Below are 18,319 nucleotides of genomic sequence, written 5' to 3'. Positions count from 1 at the left end.
TGACGGGGGCCGCCACGGTCTCCGCGCTCGGCCGGACGGCCGCCCCCGGTGGCGCGGCCGGGCCGGAGGTGGCCCGCTGGTGCCACAGCACCGACGGGAAAGGGGCCGGTATGCGGGAGAACGCGCCGGGGCACCGGGCGCTGCGGACACCGCGCGCCGCGGGCCTGGCCGGGATCGTCTTCGCGCTGCTCCTGGCGGCGGCGATGGTCCTGGTCAGGCTGGCCATTCCGGAGGGAGCCGACGCGGTGACCGCCCAGGGGTTCACGGACTCCGGGCGGCGCGACGCGCTGCGGGCGGCCCTCGCGCTGGTGCCGTTCGCCGGGATCTTCTTCCTGTGGTTTCTCGGCGCGATCCGCGGGCACGTCGGCGCGGCCGAGGACAAGTTCCTCGCCACCGTCTTCCTGGGCAGCGGGCTGGTCTTCACCGCCACGCTGTTCGGAGCCGCCGCGGCGGCGGGCGCCGTGCTGGCGGTGGGCCATCCGCCGGGTCTGCCGCCGCTGCCGGTGGCGTGGGACTTCGGCCGCCACCTCGCCTACACGCTGATGACGGGGTACGCCATGCGGATGGCGGCCGTCTTCGTGTCGTCCGTGTCGGTCATGGGGTACCGGCTGGGTGTGCTGCCCCGCCCGCTGACGATCGCGGGGTTCGTCACCGTGCTGGTCCTGCTCTTCGTCTCGTCGAACGTGCCGTGGGCGGAGCTGGTCTTCCCGGCCTGGTCGCTGCTGACCGGCCTGCACATCCTCAGGGCGGGCCGGAGGAAGAGCGCCGGGTAGGCGCCGGGCGGTCACTCGATCGGCGTGCTGGGCGCGCGGGTCCCGCGTCCTCGCTCGCATGCTGGCGAGCGGGGGTGACCGCCGTCCGGAGTCCGCCCGCGCGAGCCGTGTGGCGCGCCCCGGACCTCGCCATGGGAAAGGGCGGAGCGTCGATGAGGCTCGTCGTCGATCTCAACAAGTGCCAGGGGTACGCCCAGTGCGCGTTCCTCGCGCCCGATGTCTTCGCCATGCACGGCGAGGAGTCGCTGCTGTACGACCCGCGTCCGGAGGAGGAGCAGCGGGAGCGGGTGGCGCGGGCCGTGGCGGCGTGCCCGGTGCGGGCGATCACCGCCGACGGCCTGGACCGCGCGGGCGCGGACCGGGAGGCGTCCGATGTCCGCTGACCACATCGAACGGCTGAGGCGTGAGGGACGGATCGTGATCGTGGGCGCCTCGCTGGCGGGCCTGCGGGCGGCCGAGACGCTGCGCGCCGAGGGCTTCGCCGGTGAGTTGACCCTGATCGGGGACGAGCCGCACGAGCCGTACGACCGGCCGCCGCTGTCGAAGTCCGCGCTGCTGGGCATGGCGTCCCCGCTGCGCACACAGCTGCCGCGCCGCCGGGAGATCGACGCCGAGTGGCGGCTGGGTGTCCCGGCGACCGGTCTGGACCTGGCGGCCAAGCGGGTCCGGCTGGCCGACGGGGACGAGGTGGCGTACGACCGGCTGCTCATCGCGACCGGGGTGCGCGCCCGGCCCTGGTTCAAGGAGGAGGAGGCCCGGCTCGACGGGGTGTGTGTGCTGCGGACCCGGGAGGACGCCGCGGACCTGGCCCGGCGGCTGAGGGCGGGGCCGCGGCGGGTGTTCGTCATCGGCGCCGGGTTCGCCGGTTCGGAGGTGGCCTCGGCCTGCCGGGAGAGGGGGCTGCCGGTCACCATGGCCGAGCGGGCGGGGGCGCCGCTGGTGGGCGCGCTCGGCGGGGTGGTCGGCTCGGTCGCGGCGGACCTCGCGACGGAGCACGGCGTGGACCTGCGCACCCATGTCACGGTGACCGCCCTGGAGGGGGACACGGTGGGCAGGGTGCGGGCCGTGCACCTGTCCGACGAGAGCGTGGTCGAGGCGGATGTGGTCGTGGTGTCGCTGGGGTCGCTGCGCAACACCGAGTGGCTGACCGGGTCGGGGCTGGGCGCGGGGCCGCGGGGCGTCGCCTGTGACGCGGGCTGCCGGGCCTTCGACTTCCGGGGCATCGTCACGGACGACGTCTTCGTGGCGGGCGATGTGGCGCGCTCCCCGCACGCGCTGTTCGGCTACCAGTTCCTGTCGCTGGAGCACTGGGGCAACGCCGTCGCGCAGGCGGAGACGGCCGCGCACAACATGATCTGCGACGGCGCCGACCGGCGCCCGCACCTGTGGATGCCGGCGTTCTGGTCGTCGATGTTCGGGGTCAACATCAAGTCGGTCGGCGTGCCGCCCATGGGCGAACAGCTGATGATCACGCAGGGCTCGCTCGCCGAGCGCCGGTTCGTCGGGGTCTACGGCCACCAGGGCCGGGTGGTGGCCGCCGTGACCTTCGACAACGCGCGCTGGCTGGAGTTCTACCAGCGGCAGATCGAGCGGGGCGCGCCGTTCCCGGTGGAGTTCCCGACGCTGGACCGCCGTCCGGAGGGCCGGCAGCCGGTGCCGGCCGGGTTCCCGGACCCGTCGCTGCCGACCCACGGCCCCATGGTGACCCTCAGCGGTTACTCGCCGGCCGACCAGCAACTGGTCTTCCACCCCTCCCGGCACTGACCCGCCGGCCCCGACGCTGCCAAGGAACCGCCATGCCGCACGCCTCGCTGGCCCGCCAGATCACCGATTTCAGCAATCGCGCCAACCCGTATCCGCTGTACGCGGAGCTGCGCCGCACACCGGTGCTCCACGAGGAGGAGGACGGCCCGTACCTCATCAGCTCGTACTACGACATCGAGGCGCTGCTGCACGATCCGCGGATCAGCTCCGACGCCGCCAACCTGGCCGCCGCCGGGGCGGACGGGCCGGGCGAGCCGGAGGAGACGGGCGGGCTGCCGCCGTCGTTCCTGCGGCTGGACCCGCCCGAGCACGACCGGCTGCGCCGCATCGCCAACACCGGGTTCGGGCCGCCGCACCGGCCGCGGCGGATCGAGGGCATGCGCGGCGCGATGCGGGAGATCGTCACGGAGCTGATCGACGGTTTCGGCGACGCCCGCCGGGTCGACCTGGTCGACCAGTTCGCCTACCCCTTCCCGGTGACGGTGATCTGCCGGCTGCTCGGGGTGCCCCGGGAGGACGAGCCGACCTTCCGCACCTGGGTGGACCCGCTGGTCGCGAGCCTGGACCCGGAGAAGCGGCCGGGCGGCCCGCAGGAGGCGGAGTACCGGCAGAGCGCCCAGGAGGCGCGGATGCGGCTCGGCATGTATCTGTCCGGGCTGGTCGAGGAGCGGGCCAGGGAACCCCGCGACGACCTGCTGTCCGACCTGGTCAACAGCCGGGGCCCGGACGGTTCGATGACGATGATGGAGGTGCTGAGCACCTCGGTGCTGCTGCTGATCGCCGGTCACGAGACGACGGTCAACCTGATCACCAACGGCATGCTGACCCTGCTGCGCCACCCGGAGTTCCTCGGGCGGCTGCGGGAGGACCCGGGGCTGTCGGTCCCCGTCGTGGAGGAGCTGCTGCGCTACGAACCGCCGGTGCAGCTCGTGCCGCAGCGCACCTGCATCACCGACATCGAGGTGCGCGGGGTCACCATCCCGAAGGGCTCGCGGATCTGGCTGATGCTGGCCGCCGGCAACCGGGACCCGGAGCGGTTCGCGGACCCCGACCGGTTCGACCCGGACCGGCGGGACATCCGGCACCTCGGGTTCGGCAGCGGCATCCACAGCTGCTTCGGCGCCCCCCTGGCCCGTCTGGAGACCCAGATCGCGCTGTCCGAGCTGGCCCGGCGGCTGGAGAACCCCCGCCTGGTGGAGGACCCGCCGCCGTACCGGGAGAACGCCGTGCTGCGCGGGCCCCGCCATCTGGACGTCGCCTTCGACGGGCTGCGCTGAACACCGGGCCGGGCGTGTTCAGCAGCCGCAGTCGCCGTCGACGGGGGCGGTCAGCGGGTCGGCGTCCCGGCGGGCCGGGCCCTGCCAGGTCTCGTAGGCGAAGCCCTCGCGCGCCCAGTACTCGAAGCCGCCGAGCATCTCCTTGACCCGGTAGCCGAGTTCGGCGAGGGCGAGCGCGGCGCGGGTGGCGCCGTTGCAGCCGGGGCCCCAGCAGTACGTGACCACGGGCACGGACGTGTCGAGGAGCCGTTCGGCCTGCTCGGGGATGAGCGCGGTCGGCAGGTGGACGGCGCCGGGGACGTGGCCCTGGTCCCAGGAGGCGGTGGAGCGGGTGTCCACGACGACGAATCCGGGATCGCCGCCGGCCGCGAGCGCGGAGGCCACGTCGGAGACGTCGGCGTGGAAGGCGAGGCTCGCCCGGAAGTAGGCGGCGGCCTCGGCGGGGGCGGCGGGGGCGACCCGCAGGACGGGGTTCTCGGAAGCGGTGTTGATCATGACTGGAAATCTACGGTCCGCAGGACGCCGCCCTGAAGGGCCGATCCACGGGCTTCCCCTTGTCCCGCCGGGGTTTTCCCTGCTATCCATCCCGGATGACCGTGTATTCCCCGGACGCCACCGACTGGCGCATCCTCGAAGTCCTCCAGCGCGAGGGACGCTCCAGCTACGCCGAGCTGGCGCGCGCCGTGTCCATGTCGCCGAGCGCCGTCACCGAACGGGTACGGCGGCTGGAGGAGGCGGGCGTGATCCAGGGGTACGCGGCGGTGGTCGACCCCGAGCGGCTGGGCCTGCCGATCCTGGCGTTCGTGCGGCTGCGCTATCCGAACGGCAACTACAAGCCCTTCCACGACCTGGTCGCGGCGACCCCCGAGATCCTGGAGGCGCACCACGTCACGGGCGACGACTGCTTCGTCATCAAGGTCGCCGCACGGTCGATGTCCCACCTGGAGGAAGTCTCCGGCAGGATCGGCGCGCTCGGCTCGGTGACCACCAGCGTGGTGTACTCCTCCCCCTTGCCGCGCCGCCCCCTGGGCCGCTAGGCCCCTCGATCGGCACCGGCCGGCTCCGGAGGGCGCGTTGAGGGACTTGGCCTGCGTCACCCCGGACATCCGGGACCGGCTGGTGGTCCGGTTCGGCCCCGGGGTGCTCCCCTGGTGCGACGGCCTCCCCGGTCTCGTCGCCGGACTGGCCGCCCGCTGGGACCTGGACGTCCTGGCGGCGGGCGGGGGAGGCACGTCGCGGGTGTTCCGCTGCACGAGGCGCGGGACCGGTGCCCCGGTGTGGCTGAAGCTCACGCCGGAGCACACGATCGCCGCCGAGGAGGCCGAGGCGTTGCGGGCCTGGGCGGGAACGCCGTCGGTCGTCACCCTGCTGGCACAGGACCTCGCCCTCGGGGCCCTGTTGCTCCAGGACGTGGCGCCCGGCGTGCCCCTGGGGAAACTCGCCTGGGAGCTGTCGGACGTCGCCCCCCTGCTGACGGAGCTCCGGTCCGCCGCTCACGCACCGGGAGAGCACTCAGTGCTGAAGCCTCTGTCGCACCGGGTCGCCTTCCTGTTCGACTTGGCGGACAGCATGCTGACGGCAGCGGGCAGGCAAGGTCTCTTCGCTCCGGCGGTCCTGGCGCGGGCCCGGGAGGCGGCGCTCGGGCTTGCCGCCGGTGGGCCCACACGTCTCGTGCACGGTGATCTGCACCCGGGCAACGTGCTGTCGGGTCCGGACGGCCGCATGGTGGCGATCGATCCCAGGCCCGCGTGGGGCGACCCCGACTTCGATGCCGTGGACTGGGTGCTCGACGGCGTCCTGAGCCTCGACGCGCTGGAGGACAGGATCAGGGAACTGGCGGGCATGGTTCCCGGCCAGGATCCCGATCGGGTGTCGTCCTGGTGCCGGGCCCTGGCGCCCCTCGTCGCGATCCCCCGCGTGTGCGGGGGCCGGTGCGACGCGGGGACCGGGTTCCTCGTCGCCCTCGCCGCCGGCGGGCCGTCGGTCACCAGGTGACGGGGAGGGACTCCACGCCGTAGACCGTCGAGCCCTGGCGGAAGCGGAGGGACGTTTCGGGGGCGGCGAGTGCGAGGGTGGGGAAGCGGCGGAGCAGGGCCGGCAGGGCGATCTTCAGCTCCAGCCGCGCCAGTTGCTGGCCGAGGCACTGGTGGACGCCGAAGCCGAAGGACAGCTGGGCGACCGGGCGGCGGCGGAGGTCGAGGTCGTCGGGGCGCTCGGGGACGAGGCGGGGGTCGCGGTTCGCGGTCAGCGGGGAGAGCAGTACGTGCTCGCCCGCGTCGATCCTGTTGCCGTTGAGGTCGATGTCGGCCACGGCCGTGCGCAGGAGTGGTGCCGGGATGGCGAGATGGCGCAGGAGTTCCTCCACGGCTGTCCCCGCGACCGCGGGATCGTCGCGGAGGGAGGCGAGTTGGTCCGGATCGCGGAGGAGTGCCGGCACGCTCAGGGCGAGCATGGTCGCCGTGGTCTCGTGTCCCCCGACGAGGAGGGTGGTGCCGAAGCCGATGAGTTCGTCGTCGGTGAGCTCCGCGCCGTGCTCCCGCACCACCGTGCCGAGCACTCCGTCCCCGGGGGTCGCCCGGTTGCGGGTGACGATGTCCGCCATCGCCGCGTTCAGTTCGGCCGAGGCGGCCACCAGGCGGTCGGCGTCGGCCGTCCCGTCCATGATCACTTGGGAGCAGCGCTGGAACATGGACCGTGTCCCGTACGGGACGTCGAGCAGTTCGCAGATCACCAGTGAGGGGACGGGCAGGGCGAACGCCTGGACCAGGTCGACGACGGGGCCGTGGTCGGCCATGGCGTCGAGGTGGTCGGAGACGATCGTCTCGATCGCGGGCCGCAGTCGCTCGATCCGGCGGACGGTGAAGCTGCCGGTGAGCATGCGGCGCAGGCGGGCGTGGTCCGGGCCGCTGTACGCGGGCAGGAAACCCGGGTGGTTGTACAGGGTGCGCGGCAGCGCCGGGTCGATGCCGTCGCCCGTCACCAGGCGTTCGTCCGCGAACGCGGCCCGGACGTCGCTGTACCTGGTGAGGACCACGGCGTCGATCTCGCCGCGCACCGGGTGGAAGACACGCAGCCGATGCGGGCCGCCCTCGTCGCGCATGCGCAGGAGGTCGGGTGACGGGTCGAACGGGCAGGCCCGGTCCCGTTCGGAGGCCACGAAGGACGCTGAACGCCGGTCAGGCATGCCGCATGCTCCTCGACTGTGCCGGTCCTGGGAACGCCGTCGTGTCGTGGCGGTCCGCGCCGGCCTGTGCGCGGTACCGGGTGGAGGCGTGGTGCCAGTCGTAGGCGCCGCGGAGGGTGGTCTGCAGTGCCTCGGTGCAGTAGCGCCGCAGCAGGTCGCGTTCGCCCGGGTCGAGGGGGCTCGTGGCCGTGGCACCGAGTAGGGCGCGGTGGGCGCCGGTGAACAGCTCCAGGGCCTCTTCCTGGCGGCGAAGGGCCTTCTCGACCGCTTCCTGCCGGGAGATCCCGTACTCCCGTTCCAGGCAGAGCACGAGGTTGTTCCGCTCCCCCAGGGCCGCGTCCTTGTCCAGGGAGACGATGTCGTTGTCGCAGATGATGAACGTCTTCGTCATCTCGCGCATGATCGACAGGTGCGGCAGCGCGTACAGGTGGTCCGGGAGGACGCAGGAGGACAGGCGCTCGGCGAGATCGATGACCGGGGCCACGCCGATGGTGTGGCGCCGTACGCGCAGATACGTGCTCAGCGGCATGGGGGTGCCGGTGTGCCGGCTGTGCGCCTCGTGGACATGGTGGTCCAGGTAGGAGGACCAGTGGGCGGCGGACCGCCGGATCCAGTCCTCGGGCATGTCCCGGCAGCTGCGTCGTCGCATGTCCGCGAAGGCACCGGCCAGGGGCAGCGGGGACGCCTCGCCGCCGATGCCCTCCTTGACGAGTCCGACGAGGTGGCGGACCCGCTCGGGCGAGAGTCCCCACTGTTCGTCGAGTGCGTCGTCGAACAGGAAGTACCAGCTCTGCTGGTCGACCCCGAGGTCCAGTTCGGCTCCGGTCGCGTTCGGATAGAACATGGCCGCTATCAGCGGGAACTGGCCCTTGAGGTGATGGGTCTCCTCCTCTCGCGAGGACAGGAAGCCGAAGGACTTGGGCCAGGCGAGGTGGCGTTCGTGGGCGGGCCGGAAGTCGGTACTGATCCGGCGGGGGAAAGGGACGCGGACCGGGGCCCGGGTCCCGGAACCGTCCTCGGTGACGGATCCGGTCGCGGGTACGGTCGCCGCTGCCGTCGATGTCATGGTGGGTCGCACCTCCGAACAGGGGGGCCGGATCAGCGGGCCGGCCAGGGTGAGACGCGCATGGGCAGCGCGTTGGGCCGGATCAGCGCCTGGACCACCGGCCGGACCCGGCGCCCCGGGACCGGCCGCGGTCGCCACCGCGAGACGATCGCGCGGAGGACGACCAGCATCTCGGTCATCGCGAAGTGGTCCCCGACGCACTTCCGGTTGCCCAGGGCGAACGGGACGTAGGCGCCCGGCGGAAGGTCCTTCTCGGTACGGCCGAGCCACCGGTCCGGATCGAACCGCAGGGGATCCGGGAAGTACGCCGGGTCCCGGTGCATCGTCACCGCGCTGTAGATCAGCTCGGCGCCCTTCGGGAGTTCGACGCCGCTGACCCGCACCGGCTCCGACGCGCGCCGCATGAGCAGCCAGTTGGGCTGGTGCAGGCGGAGCACCTCCCGGAGGAACCGGTCGGTGAGGGGGAGCGTCGCCGCGCCGGGCAGGGCGTCCGCGGGGAGCGCGGCGCACTCGGCTCTGATCCGCTCGGTGATCTCCGGGCGCCTGCCGAGTTCGTGGAGCGCCCAGGACAGGGTGGTCGACGTGGTCTCGGCACCGGCCATGAGCAGGGACAGCAGCTCGTCGCGGGCCTCCTCGTCGGTCATCCCCCGCGGATTGCCGGGGGTGCCGGCGAACATGACCGACAACAGGTCGCCGCGGTCGGCGGGATCCCGCCGGGCCTGCCGGACGGCGGCGTCGGCGAGTTCGCGCAGCGCCGCGGCCGCGGCCAGGTACCGGCGGTGGCCCAGCAGGGGTGAGGACGCGATCCGCGCGGGCAGGACAGTGCCCACGAAGACCCCGCGCATCAGCGTGGTCAGGTGCTCAGCGACCCGCTCCCCCAACTCGGCCACGCCCGCGGCGCCGTCCGGGCGTTCGGTGCTGAACAGGGTGGCGACGAGCATGCCCGTCATCATCCGGCGCATCACCAGGTCCATGGCGATCACCTCGCCCGGTTCCCAGGCCGACACCTCTTCCTCGGCGATGCCGGTCATCGTGCCGACGCACGCGGCGATGCTGTCGCGGTGGAAAGCGGGCTGGAGCGCCCGCCGTTGACGCCGGTGGACATCGCGCTCGGACGTGATGATGCCGTTCCCGATGAAGGGCCGCGCGACGTCGAACAGCAGTCCTTTGCCGAACTTCCTGCCCTGCGTGACGAGGACGTCGTGGACGGCCGCCGGGGAGTTCAGGACGTACACCGGGCGGTTCCCGAAGAATATCCTGACGATGTCGCCCCGCGCCCTGACCGATTGCAGGAAGTCGACCCGTCTGAAGGCCAGTTGCGGAAGGTGGCCGAGGAAGGGGAGGCGGCCCGGCACGACGGGCGCCGCCGCTGGAGCGGTGGTGGAGCGCATGAGCAGGGACCTCTCCGAAGTGGACCGGGTACGTACGGGCGCCACAGGTGGCGTCGTTCCGGTGGGCCGTACGGCGACGGCGTCGGCCCCACTGTGCTCGACGATCACCCGTGGCGCATCAGTCATGTGACTGCGCGAGTGGGCCCGCCGATCACACCGGAGTGAGTCGGGCGGTAGGTCATGGTCCCCGTCCGGTCGCGGAGGTCGTCAGCGGTCGCGGCGGGCGGAGGCGCGGAGGTGGGCGATGCCCAGGTCGATCGCGGCCTCCAGGTGGGTGAGGCTGCCCGTGGACATGAGGATCAGCACGCCGCCCTGGATGCCGGACAGCAGGGCAGCGGCCTCTCGGTCGGCGTCGAGTGCCGGGTCGATCTCACCGCCGCCCTGCATGTGCCGGATCCCCGCGGCGAGTTCGTGCTGCCACCGGCCGAGCAGTTCGCCGGCCACGGTCCTGGTGGCATCGGTGGCCCCGCCCAGTTGGGCGAGGGCGGTGTGGAGGGGGCAGTCGCTGCCCTGCGCCCGGTAGCGGGCGACGACTTTGTCCCGCCACTGCCGCCAGGCCGCCCAGGAGGTGAGGGAGCCGAGCTCCGGCTGCTGCTCGTCGATCACCCGGGACGCCTCGTGCCGGGCGACGGCCAGGAGCAGTTCGTCCTTCCCGCCGGGGAAGTAGTGGAAGAGCTGGCTCTTGCTGGTCGCCGTGCGGGCCATGACGTCCTCCAACCGCACCGAGAACACGCCCTGTTCGCGGATCTGGTCGGCGGCGCCCTCGATGATGCGCCGCCTGGTCGCGGCGCCCTTGCGGGTCAACGGCACGGGTCCTCCCGGTGCGAGCTGGTGTGTTCCATGCGGACGGATGGGGCGCGGTGGGCGGGGCCGCGCCGGGTGACGGCCGGTCAGGGCAGGAGGAGCAGTTTGCCGGTGGTGCGGCGCGACTCCAGGTCCGCGTGGGCGCGGGCGGCGTCCGCGAGCGGGTAGCGGCCGGTGACGCGCGGGGCGAGCCGCCCCGCCAGGACCAGGTCGAACACCTCCCCGGTCCGCCGCAGCAGGGCCTCGCGGGTGGCGACGTGGTGGTGCACCACGGGGTAGGTCAGCAGGATGCTGTTGGGCAGGTCGGTGGGGCGCAACGTGGGGACGCCCATGAAGGGGCCGTAGTAGGCGTGCACCCCGTGGGGGCGCAGGGCCAGCTGGGAGGAGCGGAACGTGCCGGCGCCGCCGCCGTCGTAGACGACGTCGGCGCCCCGTCCGCCGGTGAGCTGCCTGACCTGCTCCTCGAAGCCGCCCCCGGAGTGGACCAGGACGTGGTCGGCGCCGGCCTCCTTGGCGAGGGGTGCCTTCTCCTCGCGGGAGACCAGGCCGATGACCCGGCCGCCGCGAGCCTTGATCATCTGTGTGAGCAACTGGCCGACGCCGCCCGCCGCGGCGTGCACCACGGCGGTGTCGCCCGGACCCACCGGGTAGGTCTCGGTGCTCAGGTGGCCGGCGGTGAGGCCCTGCATCATCACGGCGGCGGCGGTCTCGTCGCTGATGCCGTCGGGCACCTTGACCAGCGAGTCCGCCGGAACGGCGAGCAGCTCGGCGTAGCTGCCGGGGTGGTAGAACCAGGCCACCCGGTCACCGATGGCCAGGTCCCGCACCCCGTCGCCGACGGCGGTGACACGGCCCGTGCCCTCGACGCCGAGGATCGTGGGCGCCGCCCAGCCCGGACCGCCCTGGGCACGGGCGCCGACGTCCATGTAGTTCACGCCGGCGGCGCCCAGCCGGACCAGCGCCTCGCCGGGGCCGGGTGACGGGTCGGGCAGTTCGGTCCAGCGCATGACCTCGGGGCCGCCGTGCTCCTCGATCCGGATCGCGTGCATGGGTGCCAGCCTCTCTGCGTGAGCGGGTGTGCGGGGCGGGAACGACTGCACCGTAGGTCGGCGAAATTGGACCGGCAAGTCCAAAAAACGCGCGGTCCGGTGCGTCGAGCGGGCCGGCTCCGGACATCCGCCGCCCGGGTACCGGCGGGCGGGCCGGGGTACGCGCCCCGGCCCGCCCGGTCAGACGCCCCGTTGCCGCAGTGCGGAACCCGAGCGGCCCTTCACGACCTCCAGCTGGGCGTGGATCCGCCGCCGCAGGTCGGCGACGTGGCTGACGATGCCCACGCTGCGGTCGCGTTCACGCAAGCCGTCCAGGACGTCCAGCACCTCGTCCAGCGTCTGGTCGTCCAGGCTGCCGAACCCCTCGTCGATGAAGAGGGTGTCCAGGCGGACGCCGCCCGCCTCCTCGGTGACGACGTCGGCGAGGCCGAGGGCGAGCGCGAGGGAGGCGAAGAAGGTCTCCCCGCCGGACAGTGTCGCGGTGTCCCGTTCCCGTCCGGTCCAGGCGTCGACCACGTGCAGGCCGAGCCCGCTGCGTCCGCGTCCCGTGCGGTCGTCGGAGTGGACAAGGGTGTAGCGGCCGGACGACATGCGCTGGAGGCGGACGGTCGCGGCGGCGGCGACCTGCTCCAGCCGGGCCGCCAGGACGTACGACTCCAGGCGCATCCTGCGTTCGTTGTCGGCGGAGGTGCCCGCGGTGAGGGCCGCCAGCCGGGCCACCCGGTCGTGCTCCGCGCGCAGCGGGGCGAGCCGGCGCACCGCCTCGATGGCCCGCGCGGACAGCCGGTCCAGTTCAGCGCGGCAGCGGGCGGCGGCGTCGCGGGCGGAGCCGGCCTCGCGCAGCCGCCGTTCGGCGGCGGCAGCCGCCAGCTCGGCGCCGGCCGGGTCGGCGGGCGGCAGCTGGGCCGCCGCCGTGGTACCGGGTTCGGCGAGGACCGCGCGGACCGCGGCCTCCTCCTGCTGCCAGGAGTCCAGGCGGTGCTGGAGTTCGCGGTGGGCGGCGGGGTCCAGCAGGGCCGCGGCGGCGGCAGCGGGCGTGGCGAAACCGGCCCGGTAGGCGGCGTCGGCGAGGCGGGCGTCGGCCGCCTTCAGCCGCTGGGCGGCGTCCTCGGCGGCGCGGACGGCGTCGGCGGCCTCGGTGAGCCGTGCCGCGAGCCGCTCCAGCTGTGCCGCGCGCGCCGCCACACTGTCCAGGCCGCCCCGCGCCTGCTCCACCTCCGCTTCCAGCAGCGCCTGTTCACGCTCCAGGGTCTCGCGGCGGGTGAGCCGGGAGGCGGCCCGTACGGCGGCCTGCTGGCGGTCGGCCAGCCGCTGCTCGCGCTCCTGCTCGGCGCGCCGCAGCTCCTGCTGGGCGGCGTGCAGGGCGGAGGCGTCGTGGCGGGCGCGGGCGTACTCCCGCTCCAGGTGGTCCGCCTCGGCGGCGAGACGTTCGGTGGGGGTGTCGCCGGCCTCGGCGGTGGCGGCGGCCAGTGCCTCACGGACCTCGGCGAGCCGCCGCTCGTCGCCGGTGTGCCGTTCCTCGGCCCGCTGGGAGGCGGCGAGGGCGCGGTCCTCGGTCTCGCGGTCGACGTGCCCGACGGCCTTGCGCGCGGGCGCGGGGTGTTCGGTGGCGCCGCAGACCGCGCAGGGCTCGCCGTCGGTGAGGTGGGCGGCCAGTTCGGCGGCGATGCCTGCCAGCCGCTGTTCCTTCAGGTCGAGCCAGTGCGCGCGGGCGTCCAGGGCGCCCCGGCGGGAGTCGTCCGCGCGCTGCCGGGCCTGTGCGAGGTCGGCGGCGAGCCGGTCGCGGGTGCGGGCCGCGTCGAGCCGGCGCCGCATGGGCTCGCGCTGCACGGCGAGCTGTTCGGCGCGGGTGGCGGCCTCCTGGGCGGAGTCGAGCCGGGCCTGGAGGGCGGCGCGGGTGGCGTCCCAGCCGTCGAGCCAGGCGTCGGCCTCGCGCAGGACGTCCTCGTCGGCCCGCTCCTGCCGGTCGAGTCCGGCGCGCTCCTCGGCGAGTTCGGCGAGCCGGCGTTCGGCGCGCCGGGCCGCGTCCAGCCCGCCGAGCTCCTCGGCGGCCCGACGGGCGGCGGCGGCGAGCCCACTCGCGCCGGCACCCTCGTACGCGCCGACGTCCCCATGCCCGTCGGCATCCCCGTGGACGTACACGTCGGAGAGCGCCCCGCGTGCCCGTGCCTCGGCTTCCGCCGCCTCGCGGTGTTCCCGGTCGGCCGCCTCGCGCAGTTCCAGCGCGGGCGCGACGGTCTCCGCCTTGCGGGCCCGCTCCATCCGCTCCTGGTCCTCGCGGTGGGCGTCGGCCCGTTCCGTGAGCCGTTCGGCGCGCTCCCGGGCCGCGGCGAACCTGCTTTGCAGCCGGGCGAGTTCACGGGCCTCGTCCAGGGCGTGCCGGGCGGCGGCGTGGGCGGACTCGGCGGCGGCGAGGCGGCAGTGGGCGATGTCGAGGCGTTCCCGGGCGGTGCTGCGGGCGACGGCGGCGGCCCCGAGGACGGCCTCGGCCAGCCCGGGGTCGCCGGGGTCCGGGTCGGGCAGCTCCATGGCGTCGCCGGCCTCCTGCTGCATGCGGTGGGCGTCGGCGAGCAGGGCCGTGTCGCCCTCGCGCACGCGTGCCTCGGTGGCGCGGCGGCGTTCGGCGAGGCGCTTCTCGACGTCGGCGAAGCGCCGGGTGTCGAAGAGCCGGCCGAGGAGTCTGCCCCGGGCCTCGGCGTCGGCACGCAGGAAACGGGCGAAGTCGCCCTGGGGCAACAGGACGACCTGGCAGAACTGCTCGCGGCTCATGCCGAGCAGGTGCTCCACCTCGGCGCCGATCTCCTGGTGGGAGCGGCTGAGGTCCTTCCAGGAGCCGGCCCGGGCGTCGTACTCGCGCAGCCAGGTCTGGGCCTTGTCGACCGTCAGGCCCTTGCCGCGCAGTTTGGGCCGCTCCCACGGGGGCTGCCGGGTGATCTCCAGGCGGCGGCCGGCGACGGTGAGTTCGAGGCGGACCTCGGTGCGGGTGCCGGGCGGGGCGTGGTCGCTGCGCAGGTGCATGCCCTGGCCGCTCTGCCGGGCGCCGGGGACCGAGCCGTAGAGGGCGTAGCACACGGCGTCCAGGACGGAGGTCTTGCCCGCGCCGGTCGGGCCGTGCAGCAGGAACAGCCCGGCGCCGGACAGCGCGTCGAAGTCGACGCGCTGGGTGGAGCCGAAGGGCCCGAAGGCGGTGATGTCGAGCCGGTGCAGCCTCACCGGGCCACCTCCCGCACGGTGTGGTCGGCGCGCACGGCGTCGAACGCCTCGCGCAGCACGGCGGTCTCGGCGGCGTCGGGTCCGGCGCCGCGCACATGGGCGACGAAGTCCTGGGCGATCTGCTCGTCGCTGCGGCCCGCGAGCCGCCGGGCGTACGACACGCGGGGGTCGTCGGGGGCCCGTTCGGGGGCGAAGACCAGGCTGAGGGTGTGCGGGAAGCGTGCGGTGAGGCGGGCCATGGGCTCGGCGGGGCGGAGCGGGTCGGTGAGGGTGGCCTCGACCCAGGCGTCCTCGTGGCGGTCCAGCTCCGGGTCGGCGAGGAGGTCGTCGAGGCGGCCGCGGATACGGGCGAGGGGGCGCGGCACCGGGCAGTCGACGCGCTCGGCGGCGACCGAGCCGTCCGCGTCCAGGTCGATCAGCCACATGCTCTTGCGGTGGCCGGCCTCGGAGAAGGAGTAGGCGAGCGGCGAGCCGGAGTAGCGCACGCGCTCGGTGATGGTCTGGCAGCCGTGCAGATGGCCGAGGGCCACGTAGTCGACCCCGTCGAAGACCCCGGCGGGTACGGCGGCCACCCCGCCGACGGTGATGTCCCGTTCGCTGTCGCTGGCCTCGCCCCCGGTGACGAAGGCGTGGGCGAGGACGACGGAACGGGTGCCCGGCGGGCGGGCGGCGAGGTCGGCGCGGACGCGGTCCATGGCGGCGCCGAGCACGGCCTCGTGACCGGCCTTGCCGACGCCGAACTCGTCCTTGACCAGGGCGGGTTCGAGGTACGGCAGACCGTAGAAGGCGACGTCGCCGTGGGCGTCCCGGAGGATGACGGGGGTGCCTGCGGCGGACGGCTCGGTGCGCAGGTGGATGCCGGCGCGGTCGATGAGCCCGGCGCCGACGCCGAGGCGGCGGGCCGAGTCGTGGTTGCCGGAGATCATCACCGTGGGCACGCCGAGGTCCGCGAGCCGGTGCAGGGCGGTGTCGAACAGCTCCACGGCGGCGAGCGGGGGGACCGCGCGGTCGTACACGTCGCCCGACACGACCACCGCCTCCACCTCGCGCTCACGCACGGTGGTGACGAGGTGACCGATGAACCCGGCCTGGGCCTGGAGCAGGTTGACCCGGTGGAAGGCCCGGCCGAGGTGCCAGTCGGACGTGTGCAGGATCCTCATGGGCCCCGAGACTAACGGCCGGGTCCGACATCACGTCCGGTCGCTCCGGCACCGGCCGCCATCCCCCGCCACCCACAAGCCCCTTATGCCCGATTCACCCCAATTATCGGGTGTCTCCGTAGGCTTCGCCGCCCAGTTCGAAGCCGGCCGTGCCCGCCGTCACATCGGCGAGCCAGGACCGGAAGGCGTCCACGTCGGCGTCCGGCAGCCCGATCTCGATGGTGACGGCCTCGCCGTAGCGGACGTCGCGCACCTCGCGTCCGGTGGCGCGCAGGTCGTTCTGCACCTTGCCCGCGCGCTGGTGGTCGACGGTCACCGTGGCCAGCCGGAAGCGGCGCCGGGTGATCGTGCCGAGGGTGTCCAGGGCCTCGCCGACCGAGCCGCCGTAGGCGCGGATCAGCCCGCCCGCGCCGAGCTTGACACCGCCGTAGTAACGGGTGACCACGGCGACGACGTACCGCATGTCGCGGCGCAGCAGCATCTGGAGCATGGGCACGCCGGCGGTGCCGCCGGGTTCGCCGTCGTCGCTGGCCTTCTGCACGGAGGCGTCGGCGCCGATGACGTAGGCCCAGCAGTTGTGGGTGGCGTCGGCGTGCTCCTTGCGCACGGCGGCGATGAAGTCCTGGGCCTCCCGCTCGGTGGCGGCCGGGGCGAGGGCGCACAGGAAGCGGGAGCGGTTGATCTCGGTCTCGTGCACGCCCGCGCGGGCGACTGTGCGGTACTCGTCCTGCATCCGGCCAGCCTAGTCCGTGGCCGGACGGCCGCTTCCCGGGCGCCCGCTTCCCGGACGGCTGCTTCCCGGGCGCCCGGCCCGCGGGGCGCGGGCGGCCTCAGCCGGTCCTCGACGCCTCGGGCCGGGCGGACTCGGCGTGCCGCAGCACCGGCAGCCGCCGCGGCGGACCGGTGCCCGCCGGTCCCTTCGCCTACCCGGGGTTCCCCAGGTCGCGTACGAGGTCCAGGGCGAGCAGGCGGTCGGCGTAGGCGTAGGTCTCGAAGCGGGCGCCGTCCGGGATGCCGGGGGCGCCCGCCACCTCCCGCAGGACCCCGAGCACCGCGGGCAGGTCGAGGTCGTCCTCCCAGGCGGCGCGCAACCGGTCGCGCACCTCGCCGGGGACCGGCCGCGAGGGCCGCCGGGCCCAGCCGGCCACGGCCCGCCGCCACCGGGCGAGGGCGCGCGCGGCCTCCTCCAGCGTGGCCGGGTCCAGTCGCGCGGGTTCGCCGCGCGGTACGGCGAGCAGGGCGAGGCGCAGGGCGGAGGGGTCGGACAGCAGCGCCGCGAGCGCGGCCGGGCCGTCCCCCGCGGGCTCCCCGCCGGCCCCCGGCACCCACTCCACCGCGGCCACCGCCACCACCGGCCCCTCCCCCACCGTCTCCGCGGAGTCCCGCCGGACCACGTGGAGGGCCTGGGCCTCGCCGAGTCCGGAGGCGAGGTCGCGGCTGAACTCGAAGGGGCGGATGGCCAGCCGGGTGCCGGCCGCGCGCAGTTCCGGCTGGTCGCGGGGGGCGGTGAGGCTCGTCCAGACCGGGGTGCCGCCCAGTTCCAGGGCGCGGACGAGCAGGTCGGCGGTGAGCAGGACCCGCAGGGCCGTCGGGTCCGGACCGGAGGCATGGGCCTCGATGCGGGTCAGGCCGCGGCGGGCGGGCGCGGCGGGGACGGGCTCACCGGTTCGGGCGTCGAGGATGCGCAGCACGGGGCGAGCGTAGGGCGGGCCGGCGGCCGTATGCAGCAGCTTGCGACGTTTCCGGACAACGTGCCGGGTACGACGGGAATCCCCGCGCGCCGGAGTGACGTTTCCCCGAGACAGTTCCCGCAGCCCGAGGAGGCGGCCGATGTACGGCGACGACGCGACGATCCGCAGGATCCTGACCGAGCTGGGCGACACCTGGGCGGTGGTCGGCCTGTCCGCGAACGAGCGCCGGGCCGCGTACGGCGTGTCCCGGGAGCTCCAGCGGTTCGGCAAGCGGATCGTGCCGGTGCACCCCAAGGCCGAGACGGTGCACGGGGAGCGGGGTTACGCCTCCCTCTCGGACATCCCCTTCGACGTGGACGTGGTCGACGTCTTCGTGAACAGCGCGCTGGCCGGCCCGGTCGCCGACGAGGCCGTGGCGAAGGGCGCGCGGGCGGTGTGGTTCCAGCTGGGTGTCGTCGACCCGGCCGCCTACGAACGCACCCGGGCGGCGGGCCTGGAGATGGTCATGGACCGCTGCCCGGCCATCGAGATCCCGCGGCTGGGCTGAGCCTCTTCCGCCCACGGCCCCCGGCGGGAGGACGCCCCGCTCAGTGTCCCGTCAGGCGGTGGTCCGCCGTCTTCAGGGCCTCCTCGACCAGGCGCCGCAGGTGTCCGTGGCGCAGGGAGTAGATCACCCGGCGGCCCTCCTTGCGGGTGTCCACCAGACCGGCGAGCCGCAGCCGGGCCAGGTGCTGGCTGACGGCCGGGCGGGCGGCGCCGCACGCCTCGGTGAGCGTGGTGACATCGGCCTCGCCCGCCGTCAGCGCGTACAGCAGGGCGAGGCGGGTGCGGTCGCCCAGCAGCGCGAGCAGGTCGGCGGCGACCGCGAACCGCTCCTCGTCCGCGTCCCCGCCCGCGCTGTGCTCGTGCGCATCGTGCGCAGGTGATAGGTGCATGCGTGCGCTCAT

At 74.4% G+C, this 18,319-nt stretch carries 18 protein-coding genes; 7 read left to right on the top strand and 11 right to left on the bottom strand.

The annotated features are described in order from the left end of the window. Positions 1 to 110: 110 nt before the first annotated feature. From ACSURM_RS31015 to ACSURM_RS31000, 4 genes are all read left to right on the top strand, one after another. Positions 111 to 773: a hypothetical protein gene (locus ACSURM_RS31015; protein ID WP_436961216.1), complete on the top strand. Its 663-nt coding sequence runs from the start codon at positions 111 to 113 to the stop codon at positions 771 to 773. Between the two features lie 152 nt (positions 774 to 925). Beyond that, positions 926 to 1,156 (top strand): ferredoxin, encoded by a 231-nt coding sequence (locus ACSURM_RS31010; protein ID WP_436959070.1) that lies wholly within the window; start codon positions 926 to 928, stop codon positions 1,154 to 1,156. Further along, positions 1,146 to 2,537 (top strand): NAD(P)/FAD-dependent oxidoreductase, encoded by a 1,392-nt coding sequence (locus ACSURM_RS31005; protein WP_436959069.1) that lies wholly within the window; start codon positions 1,146 to 1,148, stop codon positions 2,535 to 2,537. Before ACSURM_RS31010 ends, ACSURM_RS31005 begins: the two co-directional genes overlap by 11 nt. 32 nt (positions 2,538 to 2,569) lie before the next feature. Next, complete coding sequence (locus ACSURM_RS31000) at positions 2,570 to 3,814, top strand: cytochrome P450 (protein WP_436959068.1); 1,245 nt, start codon at positions 2,570 to 2,572, stop codon at positions 3,812 to 3,814. 18 nt (positions 3,815 to 3,832) lie between these two features. On the opposite strand, the gene ACSURM_RS30995 is transcribed toward ACSURM_RS31000, so the two are convergent. Next, positions 3,833 to 4,309, bottom strand: coding sequence for a rhodanese-like domain-containing protein (locus ACSURM_RS30995; RefSeq protein ID WP_436959067.1), 477 nt, complete (start codon positions 4,307 to 4,309; stop codon positions 3,833 to 3,835). Positions 4,310 to 4,404: 95 nt separating this feature from the next. On the opposite strand from ACSURM_RS30995, the gene ACSURM_RS30990 reads away from it, so the two are divergent. Together ACSURM_RS30990 and ACSURM_RS30985 are read left to right on the top strand one after the other, a co-directional pair. Then, the gene (locus ACSURM_RS30990; protein WP_289965690.1) at positions 4,405 to 4,851 is read left to right on the top strand and encodes an Lrp/AsnC family transcriptional regulator; all 447 of its coding nucleotides are present in this window, start codon (positions 4,405 to 4,407) and stop codon (positions 4,849 to 4,851) included. A 37-nt stretch (positions 4,852 to 4,888) separates the two neighbouring features. Then, positions 4,889 to 5,809 carry an aminoglycoside phosphotransferase family protein gene (locus ACSURM_RS30985; protein ID WP_436959066.1) on the top strand — a complete coding sequence of 307 codons (921 nt, stop codon included), beginning with the start codon at positions 4,889 to 4,891 and terminating at the stop codon, positions 5,807 to 5,809. Here the strand turns inward: ACSURM_RS30985 and ACSURM_RS30980 are convergent. From ACSURM_RS30980 to ACSURM_RS30940, 9 genes are all read right to left on the bottom strand, one after another. Then, positions 5,799 to 6,998, bottom strand: a complete 1,200-nt coding sequence (locus ACSURM_RS30980) for a cytochrome P450 (RefSeq protein ID WP_436959065.1) — start codon at positions 6,996 to 6,998, stop codon at positions 5,799 to 5,801. The genes ACSURM_RS30985 and ACSURM_RS30980 overlap by 11 nt on opposite strands. Next, positions 6,991 to 8,064, bottom strand: a complete 1,074-nt coding sequence (locus ACSURM_RS30975) for a terpene synthase family protein (protein ID WP_436959064.1) — start codon at positions 8,062 to 8,064, stop codon at positions 6,991 to 6,993. The genes ACSURM_RS30980 and ACSURM_RS30975 overlap by 8 nt, the downstream gene beginning before the upstream one ends. Before the next feature lie 32 nt (positions 8,065 to 8,096). Continuing rightward, positions 8,097 to 9,455, bottom strand: a complete 1,359-nt coding sequence (locus tag ACSURM_RS30970) for a cytochrome P450 (protein ID WP_436959063.1) — start codon at positions 9,453 to 9,455, stop codon at positions 8,097 to 8,099. A gap of 207 nt (positions 9,456 to 9,662) precedes the next feature. Next, positions 9,663 to 10,265: a TetR/AcrR family transcriptional regulator gene (locus ACSURM_RS30965; RefSeq protein WP_436959062.1), complete on the bottom strand. Its 603-nt coding sequence runs from the start codon at positions 10,263 to 10,265 to the stop codon at positions 9,663 to 9,665. Positions 10,266 to 10,345: 80 nt separating this feature from the next. Continuing rightward, entirely contained in the window at positions 10,346 to 11,308 is a 963-nt protein-coding gene (locus ACSURM_RS30960; RefSeq protein ID WP_436959061.1) for a quinone oxidoreductase family protein, read from the bottom strand. Between the two features lie 180 nt (positions 11,309 to 11,488). Next, complete coding sequence (locus tag ACSURM_RS30955; RefSeq protein WP_436959060.1) at positions 11,489 to 14,521, bottom strand: AAA family ATPase; 3,033 nt, start codon at positions 14,519 to 14,521, stop codon at positions 11,489 to 11,491. After that, positions 14,518 to 15,681 (bottom strand): exonuclease SbcCD subunit D, encoded by a 1,164-nt coding sequence (locus tag ACSURM_RS30950; RefSeq protein WP_436959059.1) that lies wholly within the window; start codon positions 15,679 to 15,681, stop codon positions 14,518 to 14,520. Before ACSURM_RS30950 ends, ACSURM_RS30955 begins: the two co-directional genes overlap by 4 nt. A 103-nt stretch (positions 15,682 to 15,784) precedes the next feature. Continuing rightward, the gene (locus ACSURM_RS30945; protein WP_436959058.1) at positions 15,785 to 16,414 is read right to left on the bottom strand and encodes a YigZ family protein; all 630 of its coding nucleotides are present in this window, start codon (positions 16,412 to 16,414) and stop codon (positions 15,785 to 15,787) included. Between the two features lie 190 nt (positions 16,415 to 16,604). Then, positions 16,605 to 17,372, bottom strand: coding sequence for a hypothetical protein (locus tag ACSURM_RS30940; RefSeq protein WP_436959057.1), 768 nt, complete (start codon positions 17,370 to 17,372; stop codon positions 16,605 to 16,607). Between the two features lie 139 nt (positions 17,373 to 17,511). On the opposite strand from ACSURM_RS30940, the gene ACSURM_RS30935 reads away from it, so the two are divergent. Next, entirely contained in the window at positions 17,512 to 17,919 is a 408-nt protein-coding gene (locus ACSURM_RS30935) for a CoA-binding protein (RefSeq protein ID WP_189998529.1), read from the top strand. A gap of 40 nt (positions 17,920 to 17,959) precedes the next feature. Here the strand turns inward: ACSURM_RS30935 and ACSURM_RS30930 are convergent, their stop codons facing one another. Further along, the gene (locus ACSURM_RS30930; protein WP_436959056.1) at positions 17,960 to 18,307 is read right to left on the bottom strand and encodes an ArsR/SmtB family transcription factor; all 348 of its coding nucleotides are present in this window, start codon (positions 18,305 to 18,307) and stop codon (positions 17,960 to 17,962) included. Positions 18,308 to 18,319 lie beyond the last annotated feature (12 nt).

Source organism: Streptomyces sp. SudanB182_2057, assembly GCF_964272715.1.
Taxonomy (GTDB): domain Bacteria; phylum Actinomycetota; class Actinomycetes; order Streptomycetales; family Streptomycetaceae; genus Streptomyces; species Streptomyces rubradiris.
Note: the sequence above shows the minus strand (reverse complement) of the source record. Positions and strands in the feature narration are given on the sequence as shown.

Bases quoted from the DNA above. Each gene is read 5' to 3' on its own strand.
- ACSURM_RS30935 (WP_189998529.1), top strand. From the start codon at position 17,512: ATGTACGGCGACGACGCGACGATCCGCAGGATCCTGACCGAGCTGGGC.
- ACSURM_RS31000 (WP_436959068.1), top strand. From the start codon at position 2,570: ATGCCGCACGCCTCGCTGGCCCGCCAGATCACCGATTTCAGCAATCGC.
- ACSURM_RS30945 (WP_436959058.1), bottom strand. From the start codon at position 16,414: ATGCAGGACGAGTACCGCACAGTCGCCCGCGCGGGCGTGCACGAGACC.
- ACSURM_RS30950 (WP_436959059.1), bottom strand. From the start codon at position 15,681: ATGAGGATCCTGCACACGTCCGACTGGCACCTCGGCCGGGCCTTCCAC.
- ACSURM_RS30960 (WP_436959061.1), bottom strand. From the start codon at position 11,308: ATGCACGCGATCCGGATCGAGGAGCACGGCGGCCCCGAGGTCATGCGC.
- ACSURM_RS30930 (WP_436959056.1), bottom strand. From the start codon at position 18,307: ATGCACCTATCACCTGCGCACGATGCGCACGAGCACAGCGCGGGCGGG.
- ACSURM_RS30980 (WP_436959065.1), bottom strand. From the start codon at position 6,998: ATGCCTGACCGGCGTTCAGCGTCCTTCGTGGCCTCCGAACGGGACCGG.
- ACSURM_RS30995 (WP_436959067.1), bottom strand. From the start codon at position 4,309: ATGATCAACACCGCTTCCGAGAACCCCGTCCTGCGGGTCGCCCCCGCC.
- ACSURM_RS30990 (WP_289965690.1), top strand. From the start codon at position 4,405: ATGACCGTGTATTCCCCGGACGCCACCGACTGGCGCATCCTCGAAGTC.
- ACSURM_RS31005 (WP_436959069.1), top strand. From the start codon at position 1,146: ATGTCCGCTGACCACATCGAACGGCTGAGGCGTGAGGGACGGATCGTG.
- ACSURM_RS31015 (WP_436961216.1), top strand. From the start codon at position 111: ATGCGGGAGAACGCGCCGGGGCACCGGGCGCTGCGGACACCGCGCGCC.
- ACSURM_RS31010 (WP_436959070.1), top strand. From the start codon at position 926: ATGAGGCTCGTCGTCGATCTCAACAAGTGCCAGGGGTACGCCCAGTGC.
- ACSURM_RS30975 (WP_436959064.1), bottom strand. From the start codon at position 8,064: ATGACATCGACGGCAGCGGCGACCGTACCCGCGACCGGATCCGTCACC.
- ACSURM_RS30970 (WP_436959063.1), bottom strand. From the start codon at position 9,455: ATGCGCTCCACCACCGCTCCAGCGGCGGCGCCCGTCGTGCCGGGCCGC.